Here is a 14,861-nt window from a genome sequence, read left to right on the forward strand (position 1 = left end):
ATCGTGTCGTGCGGCCACTGCCGGAAAGCACGATGAGGTGGTGGTCATATGCGTGTGAGCTTTCGGTTCGCGAGGATCAGCACGGCGGCGAGCAATGCGATGCCGGCCATCACGAACAGACCCGTATGCATGCTGCCGGTCGCCGTTCTGGTCCAGCCAATCATCGCGGGTCCCCAGAAACCGCCGGACAGTCCGATCGTGTTGATCAGCGCGATTCCACCGGCCGCGGCCGGGCCCTTGATGTATTCCGGAGGAATCGCCCAGAACACCGTGTAGGCCATCCACATTGCCGCGGTAGCGAGCGTCAGCAATGCGAGCGAGATGACGAGATTGCCGCTGTACAACGTGAACGCGGCTAGCAGGATTGCGCCGGCGCAGGCTGGCACCGCGCAGTGATAACGGCGCTCGCTGAGCCGATCCGAGCGGCGCCCGGCGACGTACATGCCCAGCGCTGCCGCCACGTACGGAATCGCGCTGTACCAGCCGAGACGGATCGTGTCGGTGACACCTTGTTCGCGGATCAGCGTCGGCAGCCAGAAGCTCAGTGCGTAGATCGGAAAAATGATGCAGAAGTAGGCGAGTGCAAGAAGATAGACACGCGGGTCGCGTGCGACGGCGCCGAACGAATGGCCGTGCATGGCGACCGGTCCGAGTTCGCGCTCGATCAACTGCTTTTCGTCTGTGCTGAGCCACTTCGCATCGGCGGGTCGGTCGGACAGAAGCATCAACGTCAATATGCCGAGCACGATGCACGGCAGCCCTTCGACGAGAAACATCCACTGCCAGCCGGCCAGACCACCGACGCCGGACAGCGTCGTCATCAACCACGCCGATAGCGGCCCGCCGACAATGCCGCCTATCGGCCCCGCGACGAACACGATTGCGACCGCACGTGCCATACGATTCGGTCCGTACCAGCACGACAGGTAATAGATCATGCCGGGCGCGAAGCCCGCTTCGAATACACCGAGCAGAAAGCGCATGGCGTAAAACGTCGGCACGCTGCGCACGAACAGCATGCACGCCGACGTGATGCCCCACAGCACGAGAATGCGGCTAAAGGTTTTGCGCGCGCCGACGCGCGGCAGCAGCAGGTTGCTCGGCAACTCGAACAGGATGTAGCCGAGAAAGAAGATGCCGGCACCGACGCCGTATGCAGCATCCGAGAAACCGAGTTCGCTTTGCATCTGCAGCTTGGCGAAACCGACGTTGACCCGGTCGAGATAGGCAAACATGTAGCAGCCGAGCAGGAACGGCAGAAGCCGCCAGTTGAGCCGGTTGTATAGCGCCGGCACACTGGGCGCTTCGCTCAAGGTCTGAATCGTCGACATGTCCGTCTCCGGGGCTCGGCGCGGCAGCGCCTTTTGATGTGCCTCCATGGTGTCCAGGCAAAATCGGACTAGCAAGAGCAACAAAGTTCACATATCGTTGCTTTATGAGCAACACACCGGGAACCCGGCATTTAACGGAGCGGCATCATGCGCGAGCTCAATCATCAGCGTTTGCGGTACTTCCACGAGGTTCTCGCGCACGGCACGATTCGTGGCGCGGCGGATCGCCTGAACACGTCGCCTTCGGTGATCACGCGGCAGATCAAACTACTCGAAGAGGAACTGGGGGTGACGCTGTTCGAGCGCGAAGCGCGTGGCGTCAAGCCGACGGAAGCGGCCACGCACCTGCTCGAGTTCTGGCGCGGCTACCGGGCGCAGCAGGAGAAATTCGAGGAACAGCTGCACGCGATGCAGGGGTTGCAGCAAGGGCAGATTCAGCTCGCGGTCAGCGAAGGCTATGTCGACATGTTCGTCGACGAGGTGTTGACGCCGTTCTGCGCGCACTATCCACGGCTCGATATCGGTCTCGACATTCTGTCCGTCGACGACGTGCTGAACGAAGTCGCCGAAAGCCGCGCACATATCGGGCTTGCGTACAATCCGCCGCCGCATCCGCGCATCGAATACCGGGCAAGCTCGGCACAACCGGTCGTGCTGCTGGTGCGGCGCGATCATCCGCTCGCGCGCCGCGGCGGTCCCGCGCGGATTGAAGATTTGCTCGCGTGGCCGCTCGCGTTGATGCCAGCCACGTTCGGTATCGGACAAGCCGTAAAGATGCTCGCGCTTGCGGAGAATATCGACATTCGCGCAACGCTGACCACCAGTTCATTGACCGCGCTCAAGCGCTTCGTCGCAGCGGAGAACTTCGTGACCTTGATCGGCGAATTCGCCGCTTACCGCGAGATTGCTGCCGGCGAACTGGTCGTTGTGCCGATCGACCACCCGCTGTTTCGCGGCGTCAAGGCAAGGGTGCTCGTGAAGGCCGGCAGACCGCTGGCCGCGGCGCCGCAGGAATTGCTCAACTGGATCTTGCACAGGATGTCGATGTTCACGCCGCCGGTGCGCAAGCCGCGCCGGCGGTCACGCGGCACGGCGGCATGAAGCGTGCAGCAACCTGGCGGTTGCCGTAGTCGCCACGATTCATCGGCCGCCCGTACTGAAACAGAATCAATGTCCCGCGCTCTGACCGCCGTCGACGTGAAGAATCTCGCCGGTGACAAACGGTGCCGAGTCCAGATAAAGCACCGCATTGACGATATCGCTCATCTCGCCCATGTGACCCATCGGATGCAGGCTACCAAGCGCCGCGTGCGTTTCCGGCGCATGCATCGGCGACTTGATAATGCCCGGCGACACGGCGTTCGCACGAATACCGGTCTTCGCGTATTCGATTGCAAGCGACTTCGTTGCCGAGTTGAGACCGCCCTTCGTGAGGGAGGCGAGTACTGAAGGCACGCCATTGATAGCGTGATCGGTGAGACTGGTCGAGATCTGCACGACGTGCCCGCTGCTGTTCTTCTCCATCTCGGCAATCGCCAACTGCGTGATGTGGAAGAAGCCGTTCAGGTTCACGCTAAGAACGGCGGCGTAATCTTCTTCGGTGTATTGCGTGAAGGGCTTGGCGATGAAAACGCCTGCGTTGTTGACGAGCGTGTCGACCCGACCGAAGCGTGTGACTGCTTCATCGATCACGCGCTTTGCAACGTTGCGGTCACCAATGTCGCCCGCCACCGTGACGATGTTCGGATCGTTCGACGGCTGCACCGAGCGCGCTGTCGCCACGACGCGATAACCGCGCTCGCGAAATGCTTTGACCAGTTCTGCACCGATACCTTGCGATGCGCCCGTAACGATGGCGACTTTCTGCGAATTGCTCATGATGTTGCTCCTGGAATAAGTGAATCGAGGTTGTGCTGATCGGGCTCACTTCGCCGATGGATGCAATTTAGGCTGATTAGCACCGTCTGCGCACACCCACCGAGGCGAAACAGTATTGATCCCGAGGAACAAATGACTACTTGGTGCTCCGCGCGGTGTCGTGCGACTGAGCGCGCGGAGCCCCGCCAGGTATGGAGCGAGGCGTTTGTTGAGCGCGTTTTGCGCACGCATTCGTACTCGATTAAATGCACGGATCAGGCGGCAAAAAACCGATTAGATCGGTGTCGGAGGACATTGAGTTTCACTGCCTATGGTTAATCCATCGATGGTTGGGGCCTAGAGTTCAGTCACTGCTTCGAACAACCTGTCTGGAGCAAGCAAACCCTCAATCATCAACTGGAGATTTATCATGAAGACGATCCTTCGCTCAGCAATCATCGCGGCCGCTTTCGCTATCCCCGCAGTGACCTACGCACAAGATTCGGCAACGCGTACTCAGGTTCGCAACGAACTCATTCAGCTTGAAAGCGTCGGCTATCACGTCGGCGATGGCGATCAGACGCAGTACCCGAGCGCCATTCAGGCAGCCGAAGCAAAGCTGTCTGCGCAACGTGGTTCCACCGCTTATGGTGGTGCGTCGAGTGCTGCTTCACAGTCCGGCAGCAGGGTGTCCGCTTCCGACTGGAACGCGATGTACACCCGCTAGGCATCAGGCGAGTTTCTTGTCGAGCCACAAAGCTCCGGCTTTGTGGCTTTTTCATTTTCCCGCACGCGGCTTGAATCGTGACTGGCCGGATCGATACGAAAATTGTCGATCGCGACGGTACTCGTCAACGCACTCTGTTTGTACAGTGTGACTCACCGCATGAGCCCCTCGCGCGGACACTGCACTGGAGAACGAAGATGATCAGCAAAGCGTTTTTTGTCCGGCTTGAAGCCAAACCAGGTAAGGAGCAGGCAGTCGCAAACTTTCTTGACGTTGGCCTTGAAATGGCCGGGCAGGAAACGACCACGCCGATCTGGTTCGCGCTAAGGTTGTCGCCGGCGACGTTCGGCATCTTCGATGTCTTCGCAAACGAAGCAGATCGACAGGCACATCTGAACGGACCTATCGCCGCCGCACTCATGGCGCACGCCGAAGAGTTGCTGGCACGTCCTCCATCGATCGAGTCGATCGACGTTCTTGGGATGAAGAATCAACTGGCGTGAACGGCGAAACGTCGGTCGTTCGAGTCGCCGTTAAACGAGGGTATGCTGCATGAGCGGCGATGCTTCCATTCCGTGTTTTCGACCGAAGGTCAAAAGGAAGGCATGCACGCATTCCTCGCGAGACGCGCGCCCGTGTTTCGCCATCGATAAGCTGGATATCCAATCACCATGCGAATTTATGTCCTCGCGCTCGAAGGTGTGTTCGATACGGGGCTGACCACCGTACTCGACAGCCTGACGATGGCCAACAATCTTGCGAACGCGACTGGCGTCACCACCGCGGGCTTCGACATCACCGTGACGGGTATGCGCCCCGAGGTACGTACCGCGCTTGGAATGCAGGTGCCGGTTCACGATGTGACGCACGCACCTGCGCCGGACTGGATCGTCGTACCGGCGCTCAACCGTATGACGGCCGACGTGCTGGTGCCCACGCTCGAGCGCAACGATGTGATCGATGCACTCGGCGCGTTGCGTTCGTGGCGTGCCGGCGGCGCGCGCGTTGCGGCGGCCTGCACGGGAACCTTCGTGCTCGCTGAAAGCGGTTTGCTCGACGGTGGCGAGGCCACGACCACCTGGTGGCTCTCGCCGCTGTTCCGGCAGCGCTATCCGCATGTGAATCTGGACGTACATCGCATCGTCGTGCCGAGCGGCGCCGCGGTGACGGCGGGCGCGGCGTTGAGCCATCTCGATCTGGGGCTCTGGTTGATCCGCAACAATAGTCCTGAACTTGCGTCCCTCGTGGCCAGGTACCTCGTATTCGATACCCGGATGTCGCAATCGGTCTATGCGATTTCCGATCATCTCTCCCATTCCGATCCGCTCGTCGAACAGTTCGATCGTTGGGTGCGCGAACACCTCGACGCGACGCTCGTGCTCGATGTTGTCGCCGATGGTCTGGGGACCAGCACGCGCACATTGACGCGACGTCTGAACGCAGTGCTAGGTAAAACACCGGTTGAGTACATCCAGGATCTGCGAATCGAGCGCGCCGTGCATCTACTCAAGACAACGAGACTCACGGTCGATCGTATTGCCGAGCAGGTCGGCTATGCGGACGGCAGCACGTTGCGAACCTTGCTAAGGCGACGGACAGGGAAGGGCGTGCGCGAGTTGCGCGGGGCTTGAGCCGTGGAGCCTGAATCGGCTCAAGAACCACCAAACCAGTTATACCCCTGGTTCTCCCAGTAACCACCGGGGTATTCGTTCGTCACGCCGATCGCCACGATGTGCTTTGGGTTCTTATAACCGAGCTTGGTCGGCATGCGCAGCTTCATCGGGAAGCCGTACTTCGGCGGCAGCACCTGGCCGTCGTAGGTCAGCGTAAGCAGCGTCTGTGCGTGCAGCGCAGTGGGCATGTCGATACTGGTCCAGTAGTTGTCCGCGCAATGAAACGACACGTACTTCGCCGTGGTATCGGCGCCGGCCTGCTTCAGGAAGCGGGAAAAACGCACGCCGCCCCACCGGCCGATCGCACTCCATCCCTCGATGCAGATATGACGCGTGATCTGGTCTTCCTGTGGCATGGTGCGCAGTTCGTCGAGCGTCCAGACCCGTTTGCCGCGTACGAGTCCACTCACCTGAAGCCGGTAACTCGCAGCGTCGACTTCGGGCACATCGTCGATGCCGTAAAACGCGTTGAACGGAAACGGCCGCGTGATCATCGACTCCGGATATGTCGGCGCCATCTCGTTCGGGTTGAACAACAGTGCCTGCACGTCGTCGTTGAAGAACGACATTTTGCGCAGCATGGTGTTCACGGATTTGTCGTTGGTCAGATCGCAGCCCGATAGCATTGCAATGCCACCGAGCGTGAGAATCCGTTTGCCGAGCAGCCGGCGTGCGGGATTCTTCAGTTCGTTGCGTGCGTCCTTGATGATGGATTCGGCATGCGTCGAGAGAAATGTGCTGGACTCGCCGGGGTCTTTTCGAAAACTCATGATCAACGTCCGCGGATCATCAGAAGCAGCGAGCGCGGCACGAGCGCAACCATGGCGACATGCACGAAGAAGAACGCCACCAGCACGCTCATGGCACAGAAATGCACGATGCGCGCGTTGTCGTACCCGCCCATTAGCATACGCAGTAGTGGGAACTGCACCGACTTCCAGATCGCCAGTCCCGACAGGATCACGACCACGATATCGACGATAACCACCAGGTAGGCGAACTTCTGTACCGCGTTGTAGCGCGAGAGGTCTTCATGCCCGAGCGTGCCGCGTAGCGCCGCGACGAGATCGGTGACAAGCGCCTTGGGGCTGACAGGCAGCAGTTTCCGGCGCAGACGCCCGGAGGCGAGATTCAAGCCGAGGTAGACGAGGAAGTTGGCGATCAGCAGCCACATCACCGCGAAGTGCCAGAGCAGCGCACCGCCAAGCCATCCACCGAGCGTGATGACGGCAGGGAACCGGAACAACGGAAAGATCGGCGAGGCGTCGTAGACCTGCCAGCCGCTTAGCACCATCAGGACGACCGCGACTGCGTTAATCCAGTGTGTGATGCGGACCCAGGCGGGTTGAATCGTTACGTGGCTCAAAGCGATCTCGTGGTTGATACGGTTGCCCATCGTCGGAAACGTTGGGCGGACGGTTTGAACGGAAGCAGAGGACGTAATGAATGAGGCCGGCCCGAACGAGCCGGCCTCATGCTTTAGAACGCCGGTGCCACGCCATCCTTTTCGACGAACAGCACGTGCGCGTCATACACGCCGCTCGTACCCGGTGTCACCACGAGGAACACTTTCTTGCCTGCCGTCAGATCCGTTCTGGCTGCCGGCACAGGAGTGACGACTGGCACATTTGCCGGCACCGTTACCGTGCTGTTGCCGCCCTTGTACGACAGATGCAGTTCGCGGCCGCTCGTGCCCGTCACTACCGACACCACGTTTGCATTCGTCATCGTGCTGCTCGGACCGAAGTCATAAGCGAAATGACCTTCTGCTGTGCCACGTGCTGCATCGGGAAAAACGATCATCGACGTAGCGGTCAGTTTTCCGTCGGGGCCGGTGATCGCCGGCGTTCCCACGTACGTACCGACCTTGGCGTCGGCCAGCTTGGCTGGCTTAAGGGCCGAGACGCCGACGTCCGGTTTGACATCGACGGACACGGTATCGCCGCTATTGCGGTGCACGGTTAGCGTTTCGCCTGTGAACGACACGATGTCGCCGCGAATCCGCTCCGGTTTGGCGTCGGGTGCTTGCGCAAAAGATGCGCTCGAAAATGCAACGGCAGCGAACAGGACACCTAGTTTCAATTGAATCGACACGAGTAACTCCATCTATATGAATGCGATTGAATCGGGACGCCACGCAGGCGGCTCAGGGCAACTGATTCTTCATGCACAGCACATCAATTGGTTCGATCGAAGGCGGGCTTGCCAGCATCTCGGCGGCGCGCGACATCAGCACATTGGCCATGCTGCCGTGCAGATGAGCCTGGCGGTGTTCATCGCTTGCGAACGCGTCGAACACGCCAAATGTGGTCGGCGACAGCTTGAGGGCGAACCAGATTGGCGTAGTCGCTTCCCGGTTGGTCATTTCAAGGCCCGCGGTAAGAAAGTCTTCTACCGCCTGCTCTTTTCCCGGTTTAGCTTCAAGACGGACAAATAGCGCTTTGCTGATCATCTTTGTTCTCCAATGTTCGCGTGACAGGTTCATGCGGTGAAGCGGAGTGTACAAAGAGCGTGCAAGAGGGAATACAGTCTCAATCGACAGTTTTGATATCAAAACCGCCACGTGACCGGACGGTGCTTTGAGAGTGGTGCTGTAGACGGGATGCGCGGACATGGCGGAAGGCTTGAGCGGCCTGGCTCACGCACGATTAGTGTTGCGAGAACCGGCGCGCGGACGTTCGACTTGTTCCTCACGCGCAAAATAGTTGATCCATGACGGGTGTTTGCGAGGCGGATGAATACGCCTAGATTCAGCATCTATCGAGCCTATGAATCTGCCTCCCCGCGCGCCACGCGGTTTACCGTGAGAACTTCGCCACATGAGTACGCCTACCATTGCTCAACGCATCGGCCAGTTCGCTTTCGATGCACGTGTACAGCACCTCACGCCGCACTCGCGGACGTTGTTCAAGCGGAACATCCTCGATAGCCTCGGCTGCGCGATCGGGGCGCTGTCGGGCAAACCGTTCAAGGCATTGCGCGAGCAGTTCGACGAATACGGCCGCTCGGGTTCGTGCACGTTGATTGGCGGTGGCAGCACGTCGCCGGATCAGGCCGCGTTGTACAACTCGGGTCTCGTGCGTTATGTCGATCTGCTCGACAGCTACATGTCGCCAGGCGGCCTCTGTCATCCCAGCGATAACTTCGGCACGATCCTCGCGGCTGCCGATCACGCATCGGCAAGCGGCGAGGACTTCATGCTTGCGCTCGCCGTGGCGTACGAAATCGGCGCGCGCATCACCGCGATCGTTCCGGTCATGGCGAAAGGATTCAATCACGCCATTCAGCTGGCGATGTCGTCGGCTGCGGGCTCGGGCAAACTGTTCGGCCTCGATGCCGGGCAGCTTGCCCATGCCATCACGATTGCCACCGTAGATAACATCTCGTTGTCGTGCGTCCATTCCGAGCCCGTGTCGCAATGGAAGGGTTTCTCGCCGGCCATTACCGGCATGCGCGCAATCTATTCGGCGTCGCTTGCGAAACGCGGCTTTACAGGCCCGCTGCGCCTGTTCGAAGGACCTAACGGGCTCGTACGCATGTTCGATCAGCCGCTCGAAGTCGACTGGAACGATCATCGGCTCGAAGTCATTCATGAAACGGTGATGAAGAAGTTCTGCTCGCTGATTCACGGCCAACCCGTGCTCGAAGCGACGCTCGATCTGAAGCGTCGCCACGCTGTGAAGAGCGAAGACGTCGAGGAAGTGATGTGCGACATCTTCCAGACCGGATTCGATATCGCGGGAGGGGGCGGTTTCGGCCCGAAGGACGAGCCGCAGACCAAGGAGCAGGCCGACTACAACCTCAAGTATCTGATTGCGGCGGTACTGATCGACGACGAAGTAGGGCCCGCGCAACTGGAACCGGAACGCGTTCAGGCCGCCGATACGCAGGCGCTGCTCAAGAAGGTCACGGTGCGGCCCGATGCCGAATTCAGCAGGCAGTACCCGCATGCGTTGAACACGCGGGTGACGATCCGCTGCAGGAACGGCCAGGTGTTCTCGAAGGAACACGTCGGCTTCGAAGGCGGGCTCGACAATCCGTTCACATGGGAGCGGACCGTCGAGAAATTCCACTGGCTAAGCGAGCCATACGCGGATGAATCGCTGCGAGGCCAGATCATCGATCTGGTATCGACACTCGATCAACATCCTGTCAAGGAGCTGATGCAGCTCCTTGCGAAGGTGAATCCACAACCGCGCTATCCGGCCAACCATCCGGGGATTCAATAAGCACGAAATTTCACGAAACTTCGCGACACGTTCAGGAGACATTTTATGGCGCTCATTTCATGCGACATGCGATTCGGCCGCACCGACGAACAAAAGCAGGCACTGGCAGCAGGCCTGCTGCGTGTGGTCAGTGCCGCCACAGGCGAAACGAAAAACGACATCTTCCTGGTGATACGCGAAGGACGCGGCATCAACTTCGTCGAACATGGCGAGCACTTGCCGGAATACGTCGAAGGTGCGGCGAACGACAAAGAACTCATCGAACGTCTTAAATAGAAACTGCTGGAGAGCGATCGTGCCTTTTATCGAGTGCCACATTAAAACGGGGCTCAGCTACGAGCGCCGCGAGCAACTGATCCGCGACATCATTCAGGTGACGCACGACTCGATCGGCTCGGACCCGAAGATCATCAACGTCATCGTGCATGAGCACCCTGCGGAAAATATCAGCGTGTCCAGCCGTATCGACGGGAAAGATTTCAAGGCGACTCAAGTGCCTTGAGGTTCTCTTCGAGCATGGGAACCGCGATCAACGCGCCATGGATGCCGATGACACTGACGATCTCGAGCATTTTCATGCCAAGCGTCGGCTGCGTGGCCCGGTAGGGTTTCCAGGTGCGTGGCACGCACACGCTTCATCCGGCTCCATCTATGGCACTGCTGGACTTGAGCCGCGCGCGCAACTCGAACTTCTGGATCTTCCCGGTCGAAGTTTTAGGTAACTCGCCAAATAGAACGGCTTTAGGCAGCTTGAAACTCGCCAGAAACAAACGACAGTGCGCGATGATCTCTTCGACTGTGGCCTGCGCGCCCTCTTTCAGTTCGACGAATGCACACGGAACCTCGCCCCATTTCGGATCGGGCATCGCCACCACGGCAGCCAGCGAAACCGCGGGATGCCGGTATAACGTGTCTTCGATCTCGATGCTCGAAATGTTCTCTCCGCCCGAAATGATGATGTCCTTGCTGCGATCGCGGATGCGAATGTAGCCGTCTGGCATCAACACACCGAGATCGCCGGTGTGGAACCAGCCGCCTCTAAAGGCCTCTTCTGTGGCGCGCTCGTTCTTCAGATAACCCTTCATGCAGATGTTGCCGCGAAACGCGATTTCACCGAGTGTCTCGCCATCGTTCGGTACCGGATCGAGTGTGTCCGGATTCACGACCGTTACGGCTGCCTGCAGGTGGTAACGCACGCCTTGTCGTGCATTAAGGCGCGCAAGTTCATCCTCGCTCGCACTATCCCAGTGCGCCTGTTTCGCACATACCGACGCAGGCCCATAGACTTCGGTGAGACCGTACACGTGCGTCAGGTCGAAACCGATCTCCTTCATCTTCGCAATGACCGCCGGAGCAGGCGCTGCACCGGCCACCATGGTCGCAACGCGATGACCGATTCCGTCACGCCACGCCTCAGGCGCATTGGCCAGTGCGCTCTGAACGATCGGCGCGCCGCAGTAGTGGGTGACACCTTCTACGCGGATCAGATCGAACACGGTCTTCGGATCGAATTTACGCAGACAGACGTTGACACCGGCACGCGCCGCCACGGTCCACGGAAAACACCAGCCGTTGCAATGAAACAGCGGTAGCGTCCAGAGGTAGACCGGATGCTTGGGCATATCCCATTCGAGGATATTGCTCAAGGCATTCAGGTATGCGCCACGATGATGGTAGACAACGCCCTTCGGGTCTCCGGTTGTGCCCGACGTGTAGTTCAGCGCGATTGCATCCCATTCGTCGGCAGGAGGCTGCCAGACAAATTGCGGGTCGCCGCCTTGCAGGAAAACTTCATAGTCGGTTGCGCGCGGAAACTGGTGTGGATCTGCGGCGATGACGTCGCTAACGCTGACGATAAGCAGATCCGGAAACTCCAGCGCGGCACGGTGTGCCAGTTCGGCATACTCGGTGTCGACGATCAGCGCTCTGGCTTCGCCATGCCGCAGCATGAAAAGAATCGATGATGGATCAAGCCGTGTATTCAGCGTGTTGAGGACAGCACCCGCCATCGGCACGCCGAAATGCGCCTCTATCATGGCGGGAATGTTGGGAAGCAACACGGCGACCGTATCGCCGCGTCCTATCCCCGCACGCTGTAGTGCGCCGGCGAGGCGCCGGGTTCGTTCATAGGTTTCGCTCCACGTGCGACGGGTCGCACCGTACACAACGCCCAGGCGGTCACCGTAGACTTCGGCTGCACGCGCAATGAAATCGATGGGCGTTAGCGGAACGTAGTTGGCCTCGCGGCGGCCAAGGCCTTCGTCGAAGATATGCGTCATCGAACGGTCTCCTCGGGAGACATACGCTCCCGTTTATTTTCCCTATCCTGTGCAATCAATGCGCGCGGTTTCGCGCGCTTGCCGAGGAACACCAGGCTATGGTACTCGCGATTTCCCGGGTGACGCTGTGATCAGCTATCGCGATGAATACAGATCAGCTGCTTGGTCGTAATCCGCTGTTCATGCGGATAACCAAACGCGTTATTGATGTAAGTCACACCATCGACCACGATCTGCCGGTTCACATGGCTATGTCCATAGACATGAATACTGGACCCGACCGCACGAATCTGTCGATCGAGCCGCTCGGTGCCAAGCACCGGATAAACGGTGCGGTGTGCCGGAGGAATGAAGTCGGGCATCAGATCGATGCGCGGCAAGAAGTGCGAGAACGTGATCACGGTCCCGTCATACGGAACGAGCACGGGTTCGTTGAGTTGCAGGAAGTATGTCGTGATCTCCTGCGCGCCGAGACCATCCGGCCACAGGCATGCGCGAAAATCCATCCAGGTCGCGAGAATGTCCTCACTGGGCTCGCCGAACGAATAATCGTACCAACCGAATAGCGGAATGACCGACACACCGCCCACTTGCGTCGGTCGTATCGACATGCCGCAATCCTGCGCAAGCTCGCAAACCTGGTGGAATTTATCGAGCGAGCTGTGGCCTTTCTCGCGAATCACCCACAAGTCGTGATTGCCGGGCACGTACAGGACCTTGCGAAAGCGTCGCACGAGATTGTCGAAACAGCGCTGCATGCGCACGAGCGAGTCCGAGACATCGCCCGCCAGAATCAGTATGTCGTCGCGGTAATCGTGAGTGGAAAGCGATTCGATCCACGACTCGTTGTCGGGGTAATCGACATGAATGTCCGACAGGGCAAACACGCGCATGGTGGGGTAACCGCCGCCGTAATGGGAGAGGCCCGGTGCGGAGCGCACCGGGCTAACCGGAGGTATTTAATCACGTCGTCGTTCGACGCGTGTGACACGGCTTCTGGCGCTTATACCGCGGCGACCGGTACCTGCAAGGCACTCATCGCAGCGGTGTACAGCGGAACGATGTCCCGCCGCAGCGAATCGGCCGGCACGACCATTTCGATGACCTGGAGCCCCTCGGCCGATTTCGCATCGGCGAGCGCCTGTTGCAGGGCCTGCAGCGATTCGCAGCGCACATGCTGCAAACCGAACGCGGCAGCGGCCGGCCCGATACGGTAGCCCGGCGGGTTGCGCACGAGGCGCGTGTAATCGGGCAGCGTCTTCTCGAGCCCGAGTCCGAGCACATCGAACAGCGACGCGCCGCTGTTGTTGGTGACGCAGATCGTGCCGCGCAGACCGGCAATGCGACTGGCTTCCAGCCCGCTCAGATCGTGCAGGAACGTCTGATCGCCGATCAGCAGCAAACCGCGCGACTGCGAACCATGCAACTCGCCGATGAACGTCGAATTGGTCCCGTCGATCCCGACCACGCCGCGGTTGGAATACACCTGCAGATCGTGCGCCTCGAGCAGCAGATTGGTATGGCGCGTGGTCATCGAGTTGGCGACATGCAGGAGCTCGTAACCATCTGCGGCGAGCACCGTCGCGACGGCCTGGCATTCGCCCCAGGGCAGCGCGGCGAGCGCCTCGTTCAGACCGTTGCGGACCACCGCGTCGCGGCTCACCCACTGCTCGAGCCAGTTCTCGTCGCCGCGCCCAAGGCTGGCGGCGAGCCGTTCGAGATCGGCTTCGTCGGGATTTTGCAGCAGCTCGAAGCGCGGCGTGAGGAAGTCCGCCTCGATGTGTTTGCGATCGATGCGCAGTACCGGCGCCGACAGCGTGCTGAGCCAGTTCTGCATGTACTGCGACACCGGCAGACCGCCGAGCCGGATCACGAGGTCCGGCTGTTCTTTCTCGACTGCGACGAGGATGTCAGCCGTGGTGAGCAGATTGGGCATACCGGGGCGACGCAGACCGGAGAGCGCGTCGGCGAGCAGCGGGAAGCCCAGTTGCTTCGACAGCTTCGCGGCAGCCGATGGCGTCAGCGGACAGTCCGATGCAGCCACCACCAGGCCCTTCATGCCAGGGCGCAGCCCCAGTCGCGCAATCAGGCCGTCCCAATCGGTTGCATGCGGCTGGGTGATTGCTACATCGCGGATCGGCAGCGGTGTGCCCGTGGCGTTAAAGCGACCGTGACGCGCCAGGTCGCTCAGCGCAGGCGGTTCCCAGTTCGGCGTTGGATCAGCCGAGCTGAGCTTGCCGGCCATCGGGATATTGATCTGCACCGGACCCTTGCGATCGCCGATCAGGTACGGCAGCAATCCGGCAATCTGGCCGCGCAGCGCTTCGATGTCCTGCGAGCTGTCGGTCGGGTTGTCGAGGTCGAGCGCGGCCCGCACGACGGCCGCGCACAGGCCGATCTGGTTCGTGGTTTGCGGCATACCCGACTTCTGCCCGCCCTTGGGGCGATCGGCGGTGAGGACGATCACCGGCACGTCGGTGCTGTCGGCCTCGATGAGCGCCGGCAGCAAGTTGCCCACCGACGAACCCGAGGTCACTGCAACCACCACCGGTCGCTGGGTCGCCTTGGCGAGGCCGAGGGCCAGGAAGCCGGCGGCGCGTTCGTCGGTCTGCACGTGAGCGATTTCCCAGTCGCTCGCCGCGATGCCCGCGATCAGGGCGAACGAGCGTCCACCGGCACAGACGACAGCCTGGCGGACACCCGCGCGCGAGAGTTCGTCGATGATCGCGTGCACCCACGCGGTATTGCGGTTCTGCAGGGACATG

Annotated in this window: 17 protein-coding genes and 1 pseudogene; 8 read left to right on the forward strand and 10 right to left on the reverse strand. The window is 60.2% G+C overall.

The window, feature by feature from the left end:
* Window positions 1–44: 44 nt before the first annotated feature.
* The gene (locus M0D65_RS15630; protein WP_266253509.1) at window positions 45–1,331 is read right to left on the reverse strand and encodes an MFS transporter; all 1,287 of its coding nucleotides are present in this window, start codon (window positions 1,329–1,331) and stop codon (window positions 45–47) included.
* 147 nt (window positions 1,332–1,478) lie between these two features.
* On the opposite strand from M0D65_RS15630, the gene M0D65_RS15635 reads away from it, so the two are divergent.
* A complete protein-coding gene (locus M0D65_RS15635) occupies window positions 1,479–2,432 on the forward strand; it encodes a LysR family transcriptional regulator (protein WP_266253510.1) in 954 nt (317 codons plus the stop codon).
* A gap of 66 nt (window positions 2,433–2,498) precedes the next feature.
* Here M0D65_RS15635 and M0D65_RS15640 read toward each other — a convergent pair whose 3' ends face one another.
* Window positions 2,499–3,209 (reverse strand): SDR family NAD(P)-dependent oxidoreductase, encoded by a 711-nt coding sequence (locus M0D65_RS15640; RefSeq protein ID WP_266253511.1) that lies wholly within the window; start codon window positions 3,207–3,209, stop codon window positions 2,499–2,501.
* A gap of 409 nt (window positions 3,210–3,618) precedes the next feature.
* Here M0D65_RS15640 and M0D65_RS15645 point away from each other — a divergent pair, with 409 nt between their 5' ends.
* From M0D65_RS15645 to M0D65_RS15660, 4 genes and pseudogenes are all read left to right on the forward strand, one after another.
* Entirely contained in the window at window positions 3,619–3,915 is a 297-nt protein-coding gene (locus M0D65_RS15645; RefSeq protein WP_266253512.1) for a DUF4148 domain-containing protein, read from the forward strand.
* Window positions 3,916–4,112: 197 nt separating this feature from the next.
* Entirely contained in the window at window positions 4,113–4,418 is a 306-nt protein-coding gene (locus tag M0D65_RS15650) for a putative quinol monooxygenase (protein ID WP_266253780.1), read from the forward strand.
* A gap of 12 nt (window positions 4,419–4,430) precedes the next feature.
* Window positions 4,431–4,568 (forward strand): annotated as a pseudogene (locus tag M0D65_RS15655) (enoyl-CoA hydratase); the annotation flags it as partial.
* Window positions 4,569–4,586: 18 nt separating this feature from the next.
* Window positions 4,587–5,546, forward strand: coding sequence for a GlxA family transcriptional regulator (locus M0D65_RS15660; protein WP_091015004.1), 960 nt, complete (start codon window positions 4,587–4,589; stop codon window positions 5,544–5,546).
* Window positions 5,547–5,566: 20 nt separating this feature from the next.
* Here the strand turns inward: M0D65_RS15660 and M0D65_RS15665 are convergent, their stop codons facing one another.
* The 4 genes from M0D65_RS15665 to M0D65_RS15680 form a co-directional block, all read right to left on the reverse strand.
* Window positions 5,567–6,358 carry a molybdopterin-dependent oxidoreductase gene (locus M0D65_RS15665; protein WP_266253513.1) on the reverse strand — a complete coding sequence of 264 codons (792 nt, stop codon included), beginning with the start codon at window positions 6,356–6,358 and terminating at the stop codon, window positions 5,567–5,569.
* Window positions 6,359–6,360: 2 nt separating this feature from the next.
* Window positions 6,361–6,984: a cytochrome b/b6 domain-containing protein gene (locus tag M0D65_RS15670; protein ID WP_266253514.1), complete on the reverse strand. Its 624-nt coding sequence runs from the start codon at window positions 6,982–6,984 to the stop codon at window positions 6,361–6,363.
* 83 nt (window positions 6,985–7,067) lie between these two features.
* Complete coding sequence (locus M0D65_RS15675) at window positions 7,068–7,682, reverse strand: hypothetical protein (protein WP_091015848.1); 615 nt, start codon at window positions 7,680–7,682, stop codon at window positions 7,068–7,070.
* A 52-nt stretch (window positions 7,683–7,734) separates the two neighbouring features.
* Complete coding sequence (locus M0D65_RS15680) at window positions 7,735–8,040, reverse strand: putative quinol monooxygenase (RefSeq protein WP_266253515.1); 306 nt, start codon at window positions 8,038–8,040, stop codon at window positions 7,735–7,737.
* A 367-nt stretch (window positions 8,041–8,407) separates the two neighbouring features.
* Here M0D65_RS15680 and M0D65_RS15685 point away from each other — a divergent pair, with 367 nt between their 5' ends.
* Genes M0D65_RS15685 through M0D65_RS15695 form a run of 3 tightly spaced genes read left to right on the forward strand, consistent with a single transcriptional unit; the run spans window position 8,408 to window position 10,319 of the window.
* The gene (locus tag M0D65_RS15685; protein ID WP_266253516.1) at window positions 8,408–9,817 is read left to right on the forward strand and encodes an MmgE/PrpD family protein; all 1,410 of its coding nucleotides are present in this window, start codon (window positions 8,408–8,410) and stop codon (window positions 9,815–9,817) included.
* A 45-nt stretch (window positions 9,818–9,862) separates the two neighbouring features.
* The gene (locus M0D65_RS15690; RefSeq protein WP_266253517.1) at window positions 9,863–10,093 is read left to right on the forward strand and encodes a tautomerase family protein; all 231 of its coding nucleotides are present in this window, start codon (window positions 9,863–9,865) and stop codon (window positions 10,091–10,093) included.
* 19 nt (window positions 10,094–10,112) lie between these two features.
* On the forward strand, window positions 10,113–10,319 hold the full coding sequence (locus tag M0D65_RS15695) for a tautomerase family protein (protein WP_266253518.1): 207 nt from the start codon (window positions 10,113–10,115) through the stop codon (window positions 10,317–10,319).
* On the opposite strand, the gene M0D65_RS15700 is transcribed toward M0D65_RS15695, so the two are convergent.
* The 4 genes from M0D65_RS15700 to menD form a co-directional block, all read right to left on the reverse strand.
* Complete coding sequence (locus M0D65_RS15700; protein WP_266253519.1) at window positions 10,297–10,443, reverse strand: hypothetical protein; 147 nt, start codon at window positions 10,441–10,443, stop codon at window positions 10,297–10,299. The two genes, M0D65_RS15695 and M0D65_RS15700, sit on opposite strands and share 23 nt — an antisense overlap.
* 9 nt (window positions 10,444–10,452) lie before the next feature.
* Window positions 10,453–12,096 (reverse strand): acyl-CoA synthetase, encoded by a 1,644-nt coding sequence (locus M0D65_RS15705; RefSeq protein ID WP_266253520.1) that lies wholly within the window; start codon window positions 12,094–12,096, stop codon window positions 10,453–10,455.
* A gap of 131 nt (window positions 12,097–12,227) precedes the next feature.
* Window positions 12,228–12,989, reverse strand: a complete 762-nt coding sequence (locus tag M0D65_RS15710; RefSeq protein WP_266253521.1) for a metallophosphoesterase — start codon at window positions 12,987–12,989, stop codon at window positions 12,228–12,230.
* Between the two features lie 110 nt (window positions 12,990–13,099).
* Window positions 13,100–14,860 carry a 2-succinyl-5-enolpyruvyl-6-hydroxy-3-cyclohexene-1-carboxylic-acid synthase gene (gene menD, locus M0D65_RS15715; RefSeq protein WP_266253522.1) on the reverse strand — a complete coding sequence of 587 codons (1,761 nt, stop codon included), beginning with the start codon at window positions 14,858–14,860 and terminating at the stop codon, window positions 13,100–13,102.
* Between the last annotated feature and the right edge of the window lies 1 nt (window position 14,861).

Source organism: Paraburkholderia sp. CHISQ3 (genome assembly GCF_030464945.1).
Lineage (GTDB): Bacteria > Pseudomonadota > Gammaproteobacteria > Burkholderiales > Burkholderiaceae > Paraburkholderia > Paraburkholderia megapolitana.

Bases quoted from the DNA above. Each gene is read 5' to 3' on its own strand.
- M0D65_RS15650 (WP_266253780.1), top strand. From the start codon at position 4,113: ATGATCAGCAAAGCGTTTTTTGTCCGGCTTGAAGCCAAACCAGGTAAG.
- M0D65_RS15705 (WP_266253520.1), bottom strand. From the start codon at position 12,096: ATGACGCATATCTTCGACGAAGGCCTTGGCCGCCGCGAGGCCAACTAC.
- M0D65_RS15660 (WP_091015004.1), top strand. From the start codon at position 4,587: ATGCGAATTTATGTCCTCGCGCTCGAAGGTGTGTTCGATACGGGGCTG.
- M0D65_RS15640 (WP_266253511.1), bottom strand. From the start codon at position 3,209: ATGAGCAATTCGCAGAAAGTCGCCATCGTTACGGGCGCATCGCAAGGT.
- M0D65_RS15685 (WP_266253516.1), top strand. From the start codon at position 8,408: ATGAGTACGCCTACCATTGCTCAACGCATCGGCCAGTTCGCTTTCGAT.
- M0D65_RS15710 (WP_266253521.1), bottom strand. From the start codon at position 12,989: ATGCGCGTGTTTGCCCTGTCGGACATTCATGTCGATTACCCCGACAAC.
- M0D65_RS15665 (WP_266253513.1), bottom strand. From the start codon at position 6,358: ATGAGTTTTCGAAAAGACCCCGGCGAGTCCAGCACATTTCTCTCGACG.
- menD (WP_266253522.1), bottom strand. From the start codon at position 14,860: ATGTCCCTGCAGAACCGCAATACCGCGTGGGTGCACGCGATCATCGAC.
- M0D65_RS15645 (WP_266253512.1), top strand. From the start codon at position 3,619: ATGAAGACGATCCTTCGCTCAGCAATCATCGCGGCCGCTTTCGCTATC.
- M0D65_RS15680 (WP_266253515.1), bottom strand. From the start codon at position 8,040: ATGATCAGCAAAGCGCTATTTGTCCGTCTTGAAGCTAAACCGGGAAAA.
- M0D65_RS15630 (WP_266253509.1), bottom strand. From the start codon at position 1,331: ATGTCGACGATTCAGACCTTGAGCGAAGCGCCCAGTGTGCCGGCGCTA.
- M0D65_RS15635 (WP_266253510.1), top strand. From the start codon at position 1,479: ATGCGCGAGCTCAATCATCAGCGTTTGCGGTACTTCCACGAGGTTCTC.
- M0D65_RS15670 (WP_266253514.1), bottom strand. From the start codon at position 6,984: ATGGGCAACCGTATCAACCACGAGATCGCTTTGAGCCACGTAACGATT.
- M0D65_RS15690 (WP_266253517.1), top strand. From the start codon at position 9,863: ATGGCGCTCATTTCATGCGACATGCGATTCGGCCGCACCGACGAACAA.